Genomic DNA, 12,707 nt, shown 5'->3' on the forward strand with positions numbered 1-12,707 from the left:
CTGTCGGGGAACAGGCAGGCTGATCATCCGAGCCGGGCACCCGCGCGGCTCGGATGAGGAGAGGAGGCACCGTGGCAGTGACCGCCACGCTCGCCAGGCGGTTCTGGGAAGCCGTGGAGCCGATCCACGCCTTGGTCTACTTCGCGCCCGAGCCGGCCCGCGCCGCGCGGGAGGTGGGCCTCCTCGGATGGTGGATGGGGTACTTCGCGGGCCGCCTCGCACCCGTCGGACCGCTCGGCGCGGCCGCCGCGCAGGCACTCTGCTTCGCCTTCGCGCCCGGCAAGGTCGCTCGGGCCCTGCCCGACGCCTGGGCGTACGCGACACCAGAGACGGTGCTCCGGGCTCGCGTGGACGCCGTGCAGGTCCCGCTCGAACGGGCCCTGACGCCGACGACGGTCAGCGCGACCGACCTCGAACGCCTGGTGCAGCTGTTGGAGCAGGCTGTGGAGGGCTGCAGCTACGAGGGGCGGGCCCTGGCGGCGGCCTGGTCGGCGGTGCCCCGCCCGACCACCCTCGCCGGCCGCCTCTGGCTCGCCACCACCGTCCTGCGGGAACACCGCGGTGACGGGCACGTCATCGCGTTGGTCCACAGCGGACTCACCGGCATCGAGGCCGGCCTCACCCACGTCGCCACCGGACGGGTTCCCCGCGAGCTCATCCAGGGCACCCGGGGATGGACGGACGGTGAGTGGGACCAGGCCCGGCGCCGGCTCACGGCCAAGGGCCTGCTGGACCGTGACGGCCGGCTCACCAGAAGCGGGGGAACCCTGCGACGGGAGATCGAGAGCAGCACCGACCGGCTCGCGGCCGACCCGGTCGCCCGACTCGGCGCCTTGGGTGTCGAGGAGGCCATCCGACTGGCGACACCGATCAGCCGTCACCTCATCGACTCCGGCGTCGTCCCGGTGCCCAACCCGATCGGAACTCCCCGCCCGTGAGTACTCCCCGACGGACCCGCGAGGCCGCGATCGTCACCCTGACCGTCCGTCGCTGACGACGGAGGCGACGCCGCACCACGGCAGGCGGGTTGTGGTGCACACGCCGCGAGGGGGCTCTCGTGTGCAGGTTCCTGAGCCCGCGCCGGACGCGGGCGGTGGTGAGCCTGTTCGGTTCCGTCGGGCCGTTCCCAGGGGTGGCGGAGGGCGGCGACGAGCGGCCGGGTGAGGCGGAACCGGGTGTGGGCGGCGATCACCGGCCAGGTCCACCGCCCAGGTCCACCGGTCGGCCGCTGCCGAGCCGTGCAGACGGGGGCGGTTCCGACCCGCCCAGGAGACACGCTGTGACGCCCAGAGATCAGGTGCGCGAGGGACGCCGTAGGTCACGGACGGGATTCTTCATCAGGGGAAGCGTCCGCTCGTGCACGTCCCCGGCCCGGTCTGAAACGCGGATGCGGAAGAACAGGTCGGCCAGCACTCCCATCGCGCTCTCCGTGAACCACGCCACCTGGTGGGTCGACTCCGCGCCGTACGCGGCGCCGGGAGTCACCAGGGTCACGGAGAAGTCGTCATGTTCGGACAGCCCCAGGGAGACCAGCAGGGCCACCACCTCATCGTGCGTCAGCCAGCGCCGCCGCGGTGCCGGCGCGGCGGCGCCGGCTGACGGCGTGAGTTCGACCCAGTAGCTCGCCTCGACGACGACCACGGCCGCAGCACCGGCATTGCCGATCGTGCATTTCCACACCAGCGCACCGTTCGGGGCAAGGCCCTCGGCGACCAGGCCGCCGCTGCTCAGGACCGGTTGTACGCTGCGCGCGTACTGGGCGCGGGCGATGGCGGCGCCCACGGTGCCGAGGGTGGCGGTCGTGGCTGTCGGGATGTCCAGCAGTTGCAGCTTCCAGGGCCAGTGTCCGGCAGAACCCGGCAGGTTCTTCTGCACGATCGCGAAGACCAGCAAGGTCGCCGAGACTGCGACCAGCGCCCAGATCAAGGACGAGAAGAGCCGGTTTCGCTGAACCACCCGCTGCTGAGTCTCCATCACCGTTCCCCCAAGCCCCCAGCAGCAATGCCGGGTTAGAGGTCCATGGAGCCACAGTGCGGCCGGTCCATCAAGACCACGGCGGACCGCCCTTGCCGACGGGGGCGGGGCGCAGGGCCGCGCCGTCCGGAGTCTCGTGGGCGAGCAAGAGTTCGGCCTTGCGTTCGTAGCGGCGATGTAGGCGGCTCAGTCTCTGCATGTCTCAGAGGCCGATCTGGGACGACAACTGCCGTACACGGCCAGGGTGTGTTTCATGACCGCGCCGACCCCACCCGAATGAGTGGAACCCGGGCGCGACACTTAAGTCGCACTACTGAACCACCGATACGTTGAGTTGAGCAGACCAAAGCCCGCCACATCAGACGCGACCCGGCGTCGGTGGAGGATCGAGAGGGGATGATCGTGGAATGCCGTGATCTCGTCGTCGAAGGCGGCAAGCGCTACGCGAAGTCGGATGCAATGGGGCTTGCAGCATGCCCGGGAGTACCCGCACCCGCACCGAGGCCTTTTGGGCCCAATGGGTCGGATGTCCGATGACGACGTCGATGCCACACTCGGTCGATCGCCGCCAGGCGCTGCGTCAGGGCGCGCTCTTCATTGGTGCCGTTGGGGCGCTGTCGCTCTCGGGTGAGGCACGTGCAGACGCCCAGGCCTCACCCATCCAGCAGTGCCCACCGCCCACGAAGCTGCCGCTGCAGCCCGAGTTCCCCACCTCGCCGCCCGACGCACTGCCGGAGCCCGTGCGCAGGAACCTCGAGACGGCAATGCGCGCAGCGATCAAAGTGGTGTCGCCGGCACCGCGGTTCCGCGGATTCGGCGCCGTACTGGTCAACGTGGATGATGGTCGGATCGTCGCGGAGGCGAAGGGGGGTGACGGCCCCGGAACGAATCATGCGGAGCTCAACGTGCTCCGGAACTTCGGCCTCTTGCACCCCGATGGGGAGGCTCTGCAGAAGACTGTTTTGGTGACGACGGCCGAGCCATGCCCCATGTGCGCGACGTGTGCCATCTTCTCGCGGGTGGCCGGCGTGGCGTACGGAACCTCGCTCGAGTTCCTCATCGGACATCCACCCACCCGCATGCCGATCCGGATCTCGATGCCTCAGGTCGTCGCGACGGGCCCCCTGCCGAACATGCCGGTGGTCGGGGGCGTGCTCCACGAAGAGACGGATCCGCTCTTTATGTGACCCTGCACCGGGCGGGCGCCCTGACCGGCATCGGGGGCTGGCGGTGTCACTGACGGATCTTCCGGACGGGCCTCGGGCTCGATCGAGAAGCCCGACGCGCCGCCCGCCGCATCGAAGCCGAGGTCCGGAGGGCGTCTTCTTCCCGGATTGGACAGACCTCTATCCGCACCACTTGGTTGACCGTGACGTGCCACTCGTCGTGGCACGTCCGTGGCACGACAGCCAGCCACAGCTGAGCGCCTCAGGGTCGAGTCCGGACTTGCGCCCAGCGCCCCGGCATGGCGGGCATCGGGGCCGCGCCTGACCCCTGCGACGTCTTCCCGTTCTCCGGGCGTCCGAGCGACGGGGATGCAGAAAGGCTTAAAGGCTTTACTTCAGGCATCAGTCACAGTCGAGAATCGAGAGGGGATGATCATGGAATACCGTGATCTCGTCGTCGAGGGCGGCAAGCGCTGCGCGAAGTCGGATACAAGGGGACTTGCGGCATGTTCGGGAGCACCCACACCGCAGCCTTTTGGTCCACTTGGGTCGGATGTCCGATGACGACGTCGATGCCACACTCGGTCGATCGCCGCCAGGCGCTGCGTCAGGGCGCGCTCTTCATTGGTGCCGTTGGGGCGCTGTCGCTCTCGGGTGAGGCGCGCGCAGACGCGCAGGCCTCACCCATCCAGCAGTGCCCACCGCCCACCAAGCTGCCGCTCCAGCCCGAGTTCCCCACCTCGCCGCTCGACGCACTGCCGGAGCCCGTGCGCAGGAACCTCGACACAGCAATGCGCGCAGCGATCGACGTTGCGAAGGGGGCGGCTCATTCCTTCGGCTACGGTGCCGTACTCGTCGACGTGGGCAATGGTGAGATCGTCTGGAGGGCGGCGAACACCGGCGGCGCCGACCCGTCGGCACACGCGGAGCTCAATGCGCTCCGGGGGTACAGCATCAACAAGGGCAGCTTTACTGCCGCCTCCACGACCGTCTTGGTGACGACGGCCGAGCCATGCCCTATGTGCGCGACGTGTGCCGTCTTTGCGCGCGTGGCCGGTGTGGCCTACGGGACCTCGCTCGAGTTCCTCATGGCACAACCAGGCAACACGGTGCCAAGGATCTCCATGCCTCAGGTCGTCGCGACGTTGCCGCCAGGGGATCCCAGGACCAGGATGCCGGTGGTCGGGGGCGTGCTCCACGAAGAGACGGATCCGCTCTTCAGCAGGAACTAGCTTTTCACTGATCGACGCCCTCGCCGGTGTCCGGGTCGGGGCAACCCCAATGCCCGGAATCGACCCGGCACCGCGCGGGAGATATGTCGCTCCGTTGAGTCATTGCCACTCCTGAGGGGCGTGGTCCCGACGGGACACGGTGCGCTTGCCTGCCTGGGGCGCGGTCGCCACCGGGTGCAGTGCGTGCGGGGCTGCCGAGGCAGGCTGGCAAGCGGTCACCGCACCCCAACTCGTCGCCTCCCGCCGGGCCGACACCCGCTGCGGAAGCGGTCACCTGGCCGAGCGAGACGCTGCCTTCGCAGCGTGACCAACCGCGACCGATTCCCCTCTCCTGACCGTTACTCGGGCGGTCGGATCCTCTGATCGGATCTCAAGCAGCAGCTCTGCCCCTCGACTGCGGCCGTGTGAGCCGTCCGCAGGAAGATCGGTACGGTGTCCACGGTGAGTCAGGGCGGTGCCCTGCGGGACACGATCACCACATCATGGCGTGGATGCAGTGCGTGGGAGGGGATCGGAGAGCGATGCGCGGTACCGGAGCGGGGGCCGACGGCAGGCGCGGGGTGTTCGCGGTGGACTCGACCGCCCAGGACGCCGCACCGCGCGGACTCGATGCCTTCCGGCGCGGATGGGACGCAGGTCGGTGACGACGTCTTCCAACTGCCGTCCTTCAGCACGGATACGGTCGGTGACTTCCGGGTCAAGGGCAACGTGGCCAAGGTGCACGGCGCGGCGATCGCCGATCTGCACGCCGCGTCGGCGACCCGGACCGCGGACGTCCCGGGCGGCGATCAGGATCTGGTGGCCATGTACGTCGTGCGGCGCGGCGCATGGACTCTGGGCGGCCTGCCCGGTTGCAGCGACCGGATCGTGCCGGCCGGGCAGTTCCTGGTCCGGCACGTCGGGCGCCTGACGGCCTTCGAGACGTCGGCGAACCTCACGGCGAAGTTCCTCGTCCTGCCCCCGGGCGAGCTCAAACCCCTGCTCGGGAACCTGGTCGTCACCGGGCCGACGGACTCGGCCGAGATGCGCTTGCTGACGGCCCTCACGGACATGATCCACACGACCGTGGCCGACCTCGCCCCGGCCGGTGTGGCAGCCGCCCAGAACACCCTGGTCGAGCTGGCCAAGGCGGTGGTGAAGGGCCGGTTCGACGACGTGGAGCCGCGGTTGGCTCCCGCGCTCGCCCAGGCCGCCAAGGACCTCGCGGACCGACTGCTGGCCGATCCCGAACTCTCGCCGGCCCTGCTCGCGCGTGAACTCAACGTCTCCGTCCGTACGCTGCACCGGGCCTTCGCCGCAACGGGTGAGCAGGTGACCACCTACATCCGCCACCGGCGGCTGCACGAGGCCCGGCTCACCCTCGACGCACCGTCAGGGCGCCTGAGCATTTCGGAACTCGCTGCACACTGGCAGTTCGCGGACGGCAGTCACTTCACCCGGGCCTTCAAGAAGCGCTACGGTCGCACACCCACCGAGTACGCCCGGTCGGCCGCTGCGGCCTCGCGCTCGGCGGACCGGCACCGGCCGGGCCGCGGGCCGGCCGCAGGCGGGTGACCAACGGTACGGCCGCGGTTCAGCGCCGTCGACTCGCGTCGAGTCGCGTCGACGCGTGTCCCACCGGGAACCGTCCAGGCCGGTGCCGGCTCGGTGCCGGCTCGGTGCCGGCTCGGTGTCAGCCGCAGCCGGCGCGGCCTCGGCGGTCAGCGGGCGATGGAGACCGCGAACGGGGTGAACCCGTGGGACCGGATGAAGTGCGGCACGAAGAGGATGGCGGCCTCCGTGGCACGGGCGGTCCGGATCCCGCCGAGGTCGGTGATCCACTCCGTGAGCCAGCCGAGGTCGGTGAGGAGTTCGCGGACGGTCTGCTTGGCTTGCGGGTCGTCGCCGGAGAGGAAGGCGGTCGGCGTCTGGGTGAGCGCGGCCGGCGCGGTCATCACGGGGAAGAGCATGGTGTTGAGCGTCTTGACGACGCGCGTTTCGGGCAGTGCCTCCTGGAGCTGCTCGGCGAGGCTCGAACCGGGGTAGATCAGATCGGCGGGCAGTCCGTCCGGTGCGTCGGTGGTGGCGTTGGAGACATCGACGAGGATCTTGCCGTGCAGCTCCTCGCGCAGGGCGGCGAGACGTTCCAGGGAGCCGGCGCCAGGGGTGGCGTTGATGACGATCTCGGCTGCCCGGGCAGCGTCGGCGGCGGCGCTCGGCGAGCGGTCCACCGCGGTCACCTGGTGGCCTGCCCGGGTGAGGGCGGTGGCCAGGTTGCCGCCGACGCGGCCGTTTCCGAGAACTGCGATCGTGGTCATGGTGATGTGGTCCTTGCGTAGGTGTGGTTGTGGTGGACGGGGTCAGCGGGAGAGCGTGGCGATGGCCTGGGCGTGGACGCCGGGTGCGGTGGCGAGGAAGCTCTCGCTCTGCGGGGTCCAGGGGCGGCCTTCGATGTCGGAGATCCGCCCGCCGGCCTCGGTGACGAGCAGCACTCCGGGCAGCAGGTCCGCCCGGGCGCCGGCGAACTGCCAGAAGGCGTCGGTCCGGCCGGCGGCCACGTTCGCCAGATGCAGGGTCGCGGGTACCGAGGTGCGGACGACCAGGGCGTCGAACAGCATCGCGGTGATCGAGGCGCCCACGCGCCGCACGACCTTCTCGTCCTCGTCCGGCCGGGCCTGACTGGTGGCCACGATGCTCAGGCCGAGGTCCACGGTCGCGGAGACGTTCAGCGGCCGTCCGTCGAGGTGGGCGCCGCCTCCGGCGGAGGCGGTGTAGGTCTCGCCGGTCAGAGGCAGGTGGACCGCGGTCAGCACCGGCCGGTTGTCGCGCACCAGGGTGGCGGTCACCGCCCACTCGGGCAGCGCGTGCAGGTGGTTGACGTTGCCCTCGACCGGGTCCACCACCCACCACTCGCCGGCCGGCAGCGCCCCGCCGTCGAGTTCGTCCTCCACCCACCGGGCCTGCGGCCGCAGTTGGGTGAGGGCCGGGCGCAGGATCGCCAGGGCCGCGTCGTCGTTGGCGGCGAGCGCACGCATCAGCTCTTCGCGGCTCTCGTAGCGAACGACTTCGCCGCTGCGCTCGCGCAGCGCCTCGCCGGCTGCGCGCACAGCGGCCGCGGTCCGATCGAGCAGGTCGGCGTCGGTGGCGACGTCAGTGGTCGAAGGTGTTTCTGACATGGTGGTGCTCCTGTTCGAGGAGGGGTGATGCGGCGGTCGGAGCCGAACTGCGCGTTGCTTCCTGCGCTTTCGCCTCGACGGTATACAGCCCCATCGTTGACTTCAAATGCATGTGAAGCACGGGAAGGATTACTCGTGTGCATCTTTGAAATGGAACCTGCCGGCGGTGCCCGACGCGCCGCCGGCGGAGCGCCAAGCGAGCTCAGATGGCGCAGGGACGTTCGCAGGCAGGCAGGCAGGCAGCGCCCGCTGCCGGTACCGCTGGGCATCGAGGTGGCCCGGCGACAACCGATCACCTCGATCCGGACCGGCCGGGACGCTTCCCTTCCACTGCCGAAATCCTAGGAACACCGACCCGGCCCGTACTTGAACCTGCGCGACGTTCATTCGGAACCTCAGCGCCATGCGGCGGGATACACGAGGGAGGGGTCGATCCCTCGGATCGCCGCCGGGCAGCCGCTGAGCCGGAAGCCCCGGTGATCATCCGGTCCGACCCTCAGGGCCGGGTCCAAACGCGGGGCCCGGCTGTGGCGTGGTGAAAGCCCGAGCGTGGGCTCGCCCGGGCCGGAGTTCCCCGCCGTGACGGCTGGGAAAACCGCTGTCGGGCGAATGGGTCAAGGTGGTAGAACTACCGCCGTGTACAAGCCTCTGGAGTTTCCCGATCTGCTGCGGCTGATCGACGAACGTTCAACCGCCTTCCGCGCCGCGATCGCCGTCGCGCCCAGCCTCGACCTGCCCGTGCCGACCTGCCCCGAGTGGACGCTGTTCGACCTGGTGCAGCACATCGGCGAGGGCCGCCGTCGCTGGGCCGCCACCGTCGCTGCCGGGCCGGACGCCACGTCCAGGACCCCGGCCCAGGGTGACGCGGTCGCGCCGCAGGAGCGCGAGGGCGTGCTGGCCTGGCTGGCCGCCTCGACCGAACTGATGCTGGCGGCCCTGCGGGAGGCCGGTCCGGACCAGGGCTGCTTCACCGGCTGGGGTGTCACGCAGACGCCGCACACGGCCGGTGGCGTCGCCCGGCACCAGGTCCAGGAGATCGCGGTGCACACCTACGACGCCCAGCTCACCGTGGGCGATTCGGCCTCACTGGCCGTCGAGGTGGCGCTCGACGGTGTCGAGGAGAGCCTGTACATCGCCAGCTTCACGAGGAGTGCCTGGCCGCACAAGCCCGCCGCCTTCGACTTCCACGCCGCCGAGGACCGCTCCTGGCGTCTGACGGTCGACGGCGACGGTGCACGGACCACCCGGCTGCCCGCCATCGGCCAGGCCCCGGAAGCGGCAGGCCTCTCCATCCGCGGCACGGCCAGTGATCTGGTCCTCTGGCGGTACGACCGCATTTCGGTGGACTCCCTGCAACTCGACGGGGACCGGGAGCTGCTCGACCTGCTCTACGCCTGGGAACCGGAGGACTGGGCGTGACGACGGGCCACCGCGTACCGACCTGTCGCCGAATCGCGAACGGACTCGCGCCGAACAAGTGATCGATGATCGCTAGCGCCCTCACCGGGAACCAGTACGGCTGGGCTTACCGGTCAGCCTGCATGCGACGGTGCCACACGCTGCGGTGATGACAGAAGCGACATCACGTCACCCCCCCGTCCTCTGGGAGACGGTCAGTTTCGGCTCGCGCGGACCGCCTCGATCAGGCCGTGGGCCACACCCGGGTTGTAGAGCAGGACGGGCTCGGGGGTGCTCTTCCCCTCATTGGGAGAGGTGAAGAGATACCCCTCGAGGCCGTGCTCTGCGGCCAGCCGCTCGAACTCCTGCTCGGGCACCCGCCAGATCAACCGGGCGATGTCGCGACCCGGCCACCACTCCTCCGGACATTCGAAGTTCCTGTCGATATCGGTCAGATACTCCACCGGGATCTCGAACGGGGCGAGCTGCTCGCTCAACCAGGCCATGAGCGCCGGTGCGTCGACCCGGGCCATCGGGGACTGCACAGTAGGCACGCACTCCACCGTCCGGTGCGCGTGGAGCACCACTTTGATCGACTTTCGGTCCCCCAGCCTCAACTCCTCGACCACGGAGACCCCGCGCAGCTCGCCTACGGTCTCGGTCTTCTTCTCCCGCATCCGGCCGAGCACCATCCGATCCGGAAAGTCCGGCGGACAGAAGTCGATCCACCGCACCATCTCGGCGTCGGCGGTGATGAGCACTCTCACCAGCAGGAAGATCAGACCGACCAGGGGGATCAGGACCACCGCCAGCAGAGCACCCCCGAGGGGCAGAAGCCGGAGGAGAACGCCCATCACCAGAATGGCCGGCAGGAAGCCGATCGCCAGCTGGATCGGCAGCACGCTGCTCCTCTTGAGCATGGCGCGCACCTCGACCCCTTGGTCGGGTATGAACTCCAGCCGCCACCAGCCGTCAGCCGACCGGGAGAGAACTTCTGCCAGCGGGTCGGGACTTGAAGCTGCCATGGGTCACAAGATAGGTCAACTCCGCCGCGCCACGGCGGCCCGGTCGTAGGCGGCCTCAGGATTCACCGCCGGTTCACCGTCCGGGCGCCGGGCCATCACGGGAGCGACGGCAGGCTCGAACAACTCCCAGTCGGCCACGCGCTGTTGGACCTGCCCGCGACTTGGCGGCACCAACGTCATCCGGCCCTCGCCCTCGGCGTCCACCACGGCACCGACGGCACGGAACGCTGTCGTCGGGGTGGACGTCGTCCCGGTGCAGGCCGAGGGCTTCGCTCTCGTAGGGCTCGCGGTCGCTCACGGCCGGTACGTCAGCACGGCCAGGCTCTCCGATCAGCTTGGATGCGACGGTGCCACACGTGCCGGTGACGACAGAAGCGACATCACGTCACATACCCTCCTCTGAGGGTCGGTCGAGTTCGGTGACAGCTCTCCGAGCCTCCTCGCCTGCGCCGGCGCGCGAGGAGGCTCGGAGTCGTTCGGCGGGGATGGCCCCGGCTGAGGCGCCCAGGGGGAGTTGGCGCCGGATGTAGGGCCGGGTGATGATCTCCATGGTGGGGTCCTCCGGGTCGGTGAAGTGCGCGCCGCGGCCGCCGCAGAGGTGGTTGAGCTGACTTGCGTCGGTGAGGCGGGGGCCTGCGTCGTAGTAGTCGAGCGTCACGCCGTTGCCCAGGTCGACGGGAAGGAAGGGCCCGGCTGGGGCACTCACCTTCAGGCCCAGGACCTCGGCGATGAACTCGGTCGAGAGCCGCGAGTGCACGCCCGCCCCACCGGATGCCCTTCTCGCTGCGGATGTCTGCCCGACGCGGCGTCACCTTCCAGCGGACCAGGCCTCGCGGCCGCTGCGAATCACCCGGCCGTGGACCCTGCGCGGGTGGGCGGCGAGCTTGCGGATCGACCAGCGGGTGAGGGGCTGGGCGAGCTCGGGCGGGCGGGTGGTGGCCGTCAAGATGACGAAGTCCTCGTCTTCGACGGTGAGTTGGCGGGGGCGACCTCCCGCCCGCTGAGGGTCCAAGCAGGCCAGGCCGATCTCGTTGAACCTCGAAGAGCCGCGCCGACGCAACCAGGGCTGAGGCCGGAACGGAGCGGTTGGGCGGGCGCCCGATTCCCGCACACGGCTACCGGCGGATGCCATGACGGCCGGTGAGCAGTCGGCGGGCGCTCACCGCGGTCGGGGCATCAGCAGGTCCTCGACCAGGGTGTCCACCAGGTCGCCGGGGATGCCCGCTCCCGTCAGGGCGCAGTAGACGAGCGGGCCGACCAGGGCGTCGATCGTGGCGTCGGGGTCGAGCCTGGGTGAGATCTCGCCGGCGTCGACCGCGCGCGCGAGCAGGTCGCGTTCCTGGTCACGGCGTGGCCGGAGATAGCGCTGGTGGAAGCTCTCGGCCGTGCCGGGGTCATGCTGCGCCTGGGCGATGAGTGCGAGCAGCACCTTGCCGGCGGGGTCGCCGGTGAGGAATCGCGCGAAGCCGCGCAGGTAGTCGCGGATGCTCTCCGCGGTGGGCTTCCCGGCCGGGACGGGAAGGCGCTTGTCGCTGTCCTCGATGAGCGTGTCCAGGAGGATCTCGACCTTCGAGGGCCACCAGCGGTAGATCGTCTGCTTGGCGACACCGGCCCGGCGGGCGATGGCCTCGATCGTGAGGGCGCCGAAGCCGTGCTCGACCAGCAGGTCGTCCGCGGCATGGAGCACGGCCAGTCGGGCGGCCTCGTCGCGCCGGCTGCCGGAGCGGGGCCTGGAGGGCTGGGAGCTCGATTCGGGCATGCGGGACACCTTACCGGGCAGCGATCCCACCACATTGTCTAGACGCAACGTCTCGTCTAATCTAAGCCTCCTATCGCTAAGGAGTGCATGTGTCCACCACATCCCACCGCCAGGCCCTCGTCCTCGGAGCCTCCCGAGGGTTGGGGCTCGTCCTCGCCCACGAACTCGCCCGACGCGGCTGGCGGGTCATCGCCACGACCCGCCGGGACGGCGGCGAGCTGCAGGCGAACGCCGCTGCCCGGAACGGACAGTTGACGGTCGAGTCGTTGGAGATGACCAGCGTCGAACAGCTGGCCGCCCTGCGCGAGCGCCTGGAGGGCCGTCGAATCGATCTGCTCTTCGTCAACGCCGCCATCGACCGCGGCGATCTGCCGATCCACGACGTCCCGACCGACATGTTCACCGAGGTGATGGTCACCAATGCGCTCAGCCCGCTGCGTGCCCTGGAGGCCCTGCGCGGACTCGTCGTGCCTGGCGGGACCGTCGCAGTCATGTCCTCCGAGCAGGGCAGCATCGCCCGAAACACCGAGGACGGCTACGAGCTCTACAAGGCCAGCAAGGCCGCGCTCAACCAGCTGATGCGCAGTTACGCCACCCGCCACGCCGGCGACGGGCACACCAAGCTGCTCATCGACCCCGGTCACAACCGGACGCAACTCGGCGGACCCGACGCGCCCCTCGCCCCGCAGGAGAGCATCCCGGCCGTCGTCGACGTCCTCGAAGCCCAGGCCGGCGCCCCCGGCCTGCAGTTCCTGGACCGCCTCGGCGAGACGGTCCCCTGGTAGGGCGGGTGACCTCGGCGCCGCCGAGCAGCAGGGCGAACACCTGCCGGCGCAAGCTGGCCGTGAACCTGGAGCAGGGGCGGCCGCACACGGCTGGGTTGAGCAGTCACGAACCAGGCGGCAAGAGGTTGCCCGCCGGCAGTGGTGTGGAGTGGCCCGGTCGGTGAACAGTGGGCGGCGATGCGCTGTCTACGCGGGTCCTGGTGGGCCGTTGTG

At 70.0% G+C, this 12,707-nt stretch carries 11 protein-coding genes and 2 pseudogenes; 6 read left to right on the forward strand and 7 right to left on the reverse strand.

Annotated elements, in window-relative coordinates; all coding sequences use genetic code 11:
• Positions 1-71: 71 nt before the first annotated feature.
• On the forward strand, positions 72-938 hold the full coding sequence (locus tag ABD323_RS13585; protein WP_344441723.1) for an SCO6745 family protein: 867 nt from the start codon (positions 72-74) through the stop codon (positions 936-938).
• Positions 939-1,293: 355 nt separating this feature from the next.
• Here ABD323_RS13585 and ABD323_RS13595 read toward each other — a convergent pair whose 3' ends face one another.
• Complete coding sequence (locus ABD323_RS13595) at positions 1,294-1,974, reverse strand: hypothetical protein (RefSeq protein ID WP_344441724.1); 681 nt, start codon at positions 1,972-1,974, stop codon at positions 1,294-1,296.
• Positions 1,975-2,507: 533 nt separating this feature from the next.
• Between ABD323_RS13595 and ABD323_RS13600 the strand changes: the two genes are divergently transcribed.
• From ABD323_RS13600 to ABD323_RS13610, 3 genes are all read left to right on the forward strand, one after another.
• Positions 2,508-3,161 (forward strand): tRNA-specific adenosine deaminase, encoded by a 654-nt coding sequence (locus tag ABD323_RS13600; protein ID WP_344441725.1) that lies wholly within the window; start codon positions 2,508-2,510, stop codon positions 3,159-3,161.
• 539 nt (positions 3,162-3,700) lie between these two features.
• The gene (locus ABD323_RS13605; RefSeq protein ID WP_344441726.1) at positions 3,701-4,372 is read left to right on the forward strand and encodes a deaminase; all 672 of its coding nucleotides are present in this window, start codon (positions 3,701-3,703) and stop codon (positions 4,370-4,372) included.
• 609 nt (positions 4,373-4,981) lie between these two features.
• Positions 4,982-5,926 (forward strand): helix-turn-helix domain-containing protein, encoded by a 945-nt coding sequence (locus ABD323_RS13610; protein WP_344441728.1) that lies wholly within the window; start codon positions 4,982-4,984, stop codon positions 5,924-5,926.
• Between the two features lie 146 nt (positions 5,927-6,072).
• Here ABD323_RS13610 and ABD323_RS13615 read toward each other — a convergent pair whose 3' ends face one another.
• Together ABD323_RS13615 and ABD323_RS13620 are read right to left on the reverse strand one after the other, a co-directional pair.
• Positions 6,073-6,669: an NADPH-dependent F420 reductase gene (locus tag ABD323_RS13615; RefSeq protein WP_344441729.1), complete on the reverse strand. Its 597-nt coding sequence runs from the start codon at positions 6,667-6,669 to the stop codon at positions 6,073-6,075.
• 42 nt (positions 6,670-6,711) lie between these two features.
• Positions 6,712-7,527 (reverse strand): inositol monophosphatase family protein, encoded by an 816-nt coding sequence (locus ABD323_RS13620; protein ID WP_344441730.1) that lies wholly within the window; start codon positions 7,525-7,527, stop codon positions 6,712-6,714.
• Positions 7,528-8,163: 636 nt separating this feature from the next.
• On the opposite strand from ABD323_RS13620, the gene ABD323_RS13625 reads away from it, so the two are divergent.
• Complete coding sequence (locus ABD323_RS13625) at positions 8,164-8,946, forward strand: maleylpyruvate isomerase family mycothiol-dependent enzyme (RefSeq protein ID WP_344441731.1); 783 nt, start codon at positions 8,164-8,166, stop codon at positions 8,944-8,946.
• A 194-nt stretch (positions 8,947-9,140) separates the two neighbouring features.
• Here ABD323_RS13625 and ABD323_RS13630 read toward each other — a convergent pair whose 3' ends face one another.
• From ABD323_RS13630 to ABD323_RS13645, 4 genes and pseudogenes are all read right to left on the reverse strand, one after another.
• Entirely contained in the window at positions 9,141-9,950 is an 810-nt protein-coding gene (locus ABD323_RS13630) for a hypothetical protein (protein ID WP_344441733.1), read from the reverse strand.
• 520 nt (positions 9,951-10,470) lie between these two features.
• Positions 10,471-10,707: pseudogene (locus ABD323_RS13635) on the reverse strand (VOC family protein); the annotation flags it as partial.
• A gap of 69 nt (positions 10,708-10,776) precedes the next feature.
• Positions 10,777-10,989 (reverse strand): annotated as a pseudogene (locus ABD323_RS13640) (helix-turn-helix domain-containing protein); the annotation flags it as partial.
• Positions 10,990-11,109: 120 nt separating this feature from the next.
• Positions 11,110-11,709, reverse strand: coding sequence for a TetR/AcrR family transcriptional regulator (locus tag ABD323_RS13645; RefSeq protein ID WP_344441734.1), 600 nt, complete (start codon positions 11,707-11,709; stop codon positions 11,110-11,112).
• Positions 11,710-11,798: 89 nt separating this feature from the next.
• Between ABD323_RS13645 and ABD323_RS13650 the strand changes: the two genes are divergently transcribed.
• Positions 11,799-12,494: an SDR family NAD(P)-dependent oxidoreductase gene (locus tag ABD323_RS13650; RefSeq protein WP_344441735.1), complete on the forward strand. Its 696-nt coding sequence runs from the start codon at positions 11,799-11,801 to the stop codon at positions 12,492-12,494.
• The last annotated feature ends 213 nt before the right edge of the window (positions 12,495-12,707 follow it).

This window comes from Kitasatospora nipponensis (assembly GCF_039528135.1).
GTDB classification, from domain to species: Bacteria; Actinomycetota; Actinomycetes; order Streptomycetales; family Streptomycetaceae; genus Kitasatospora; species Kitasatospora nipponensis.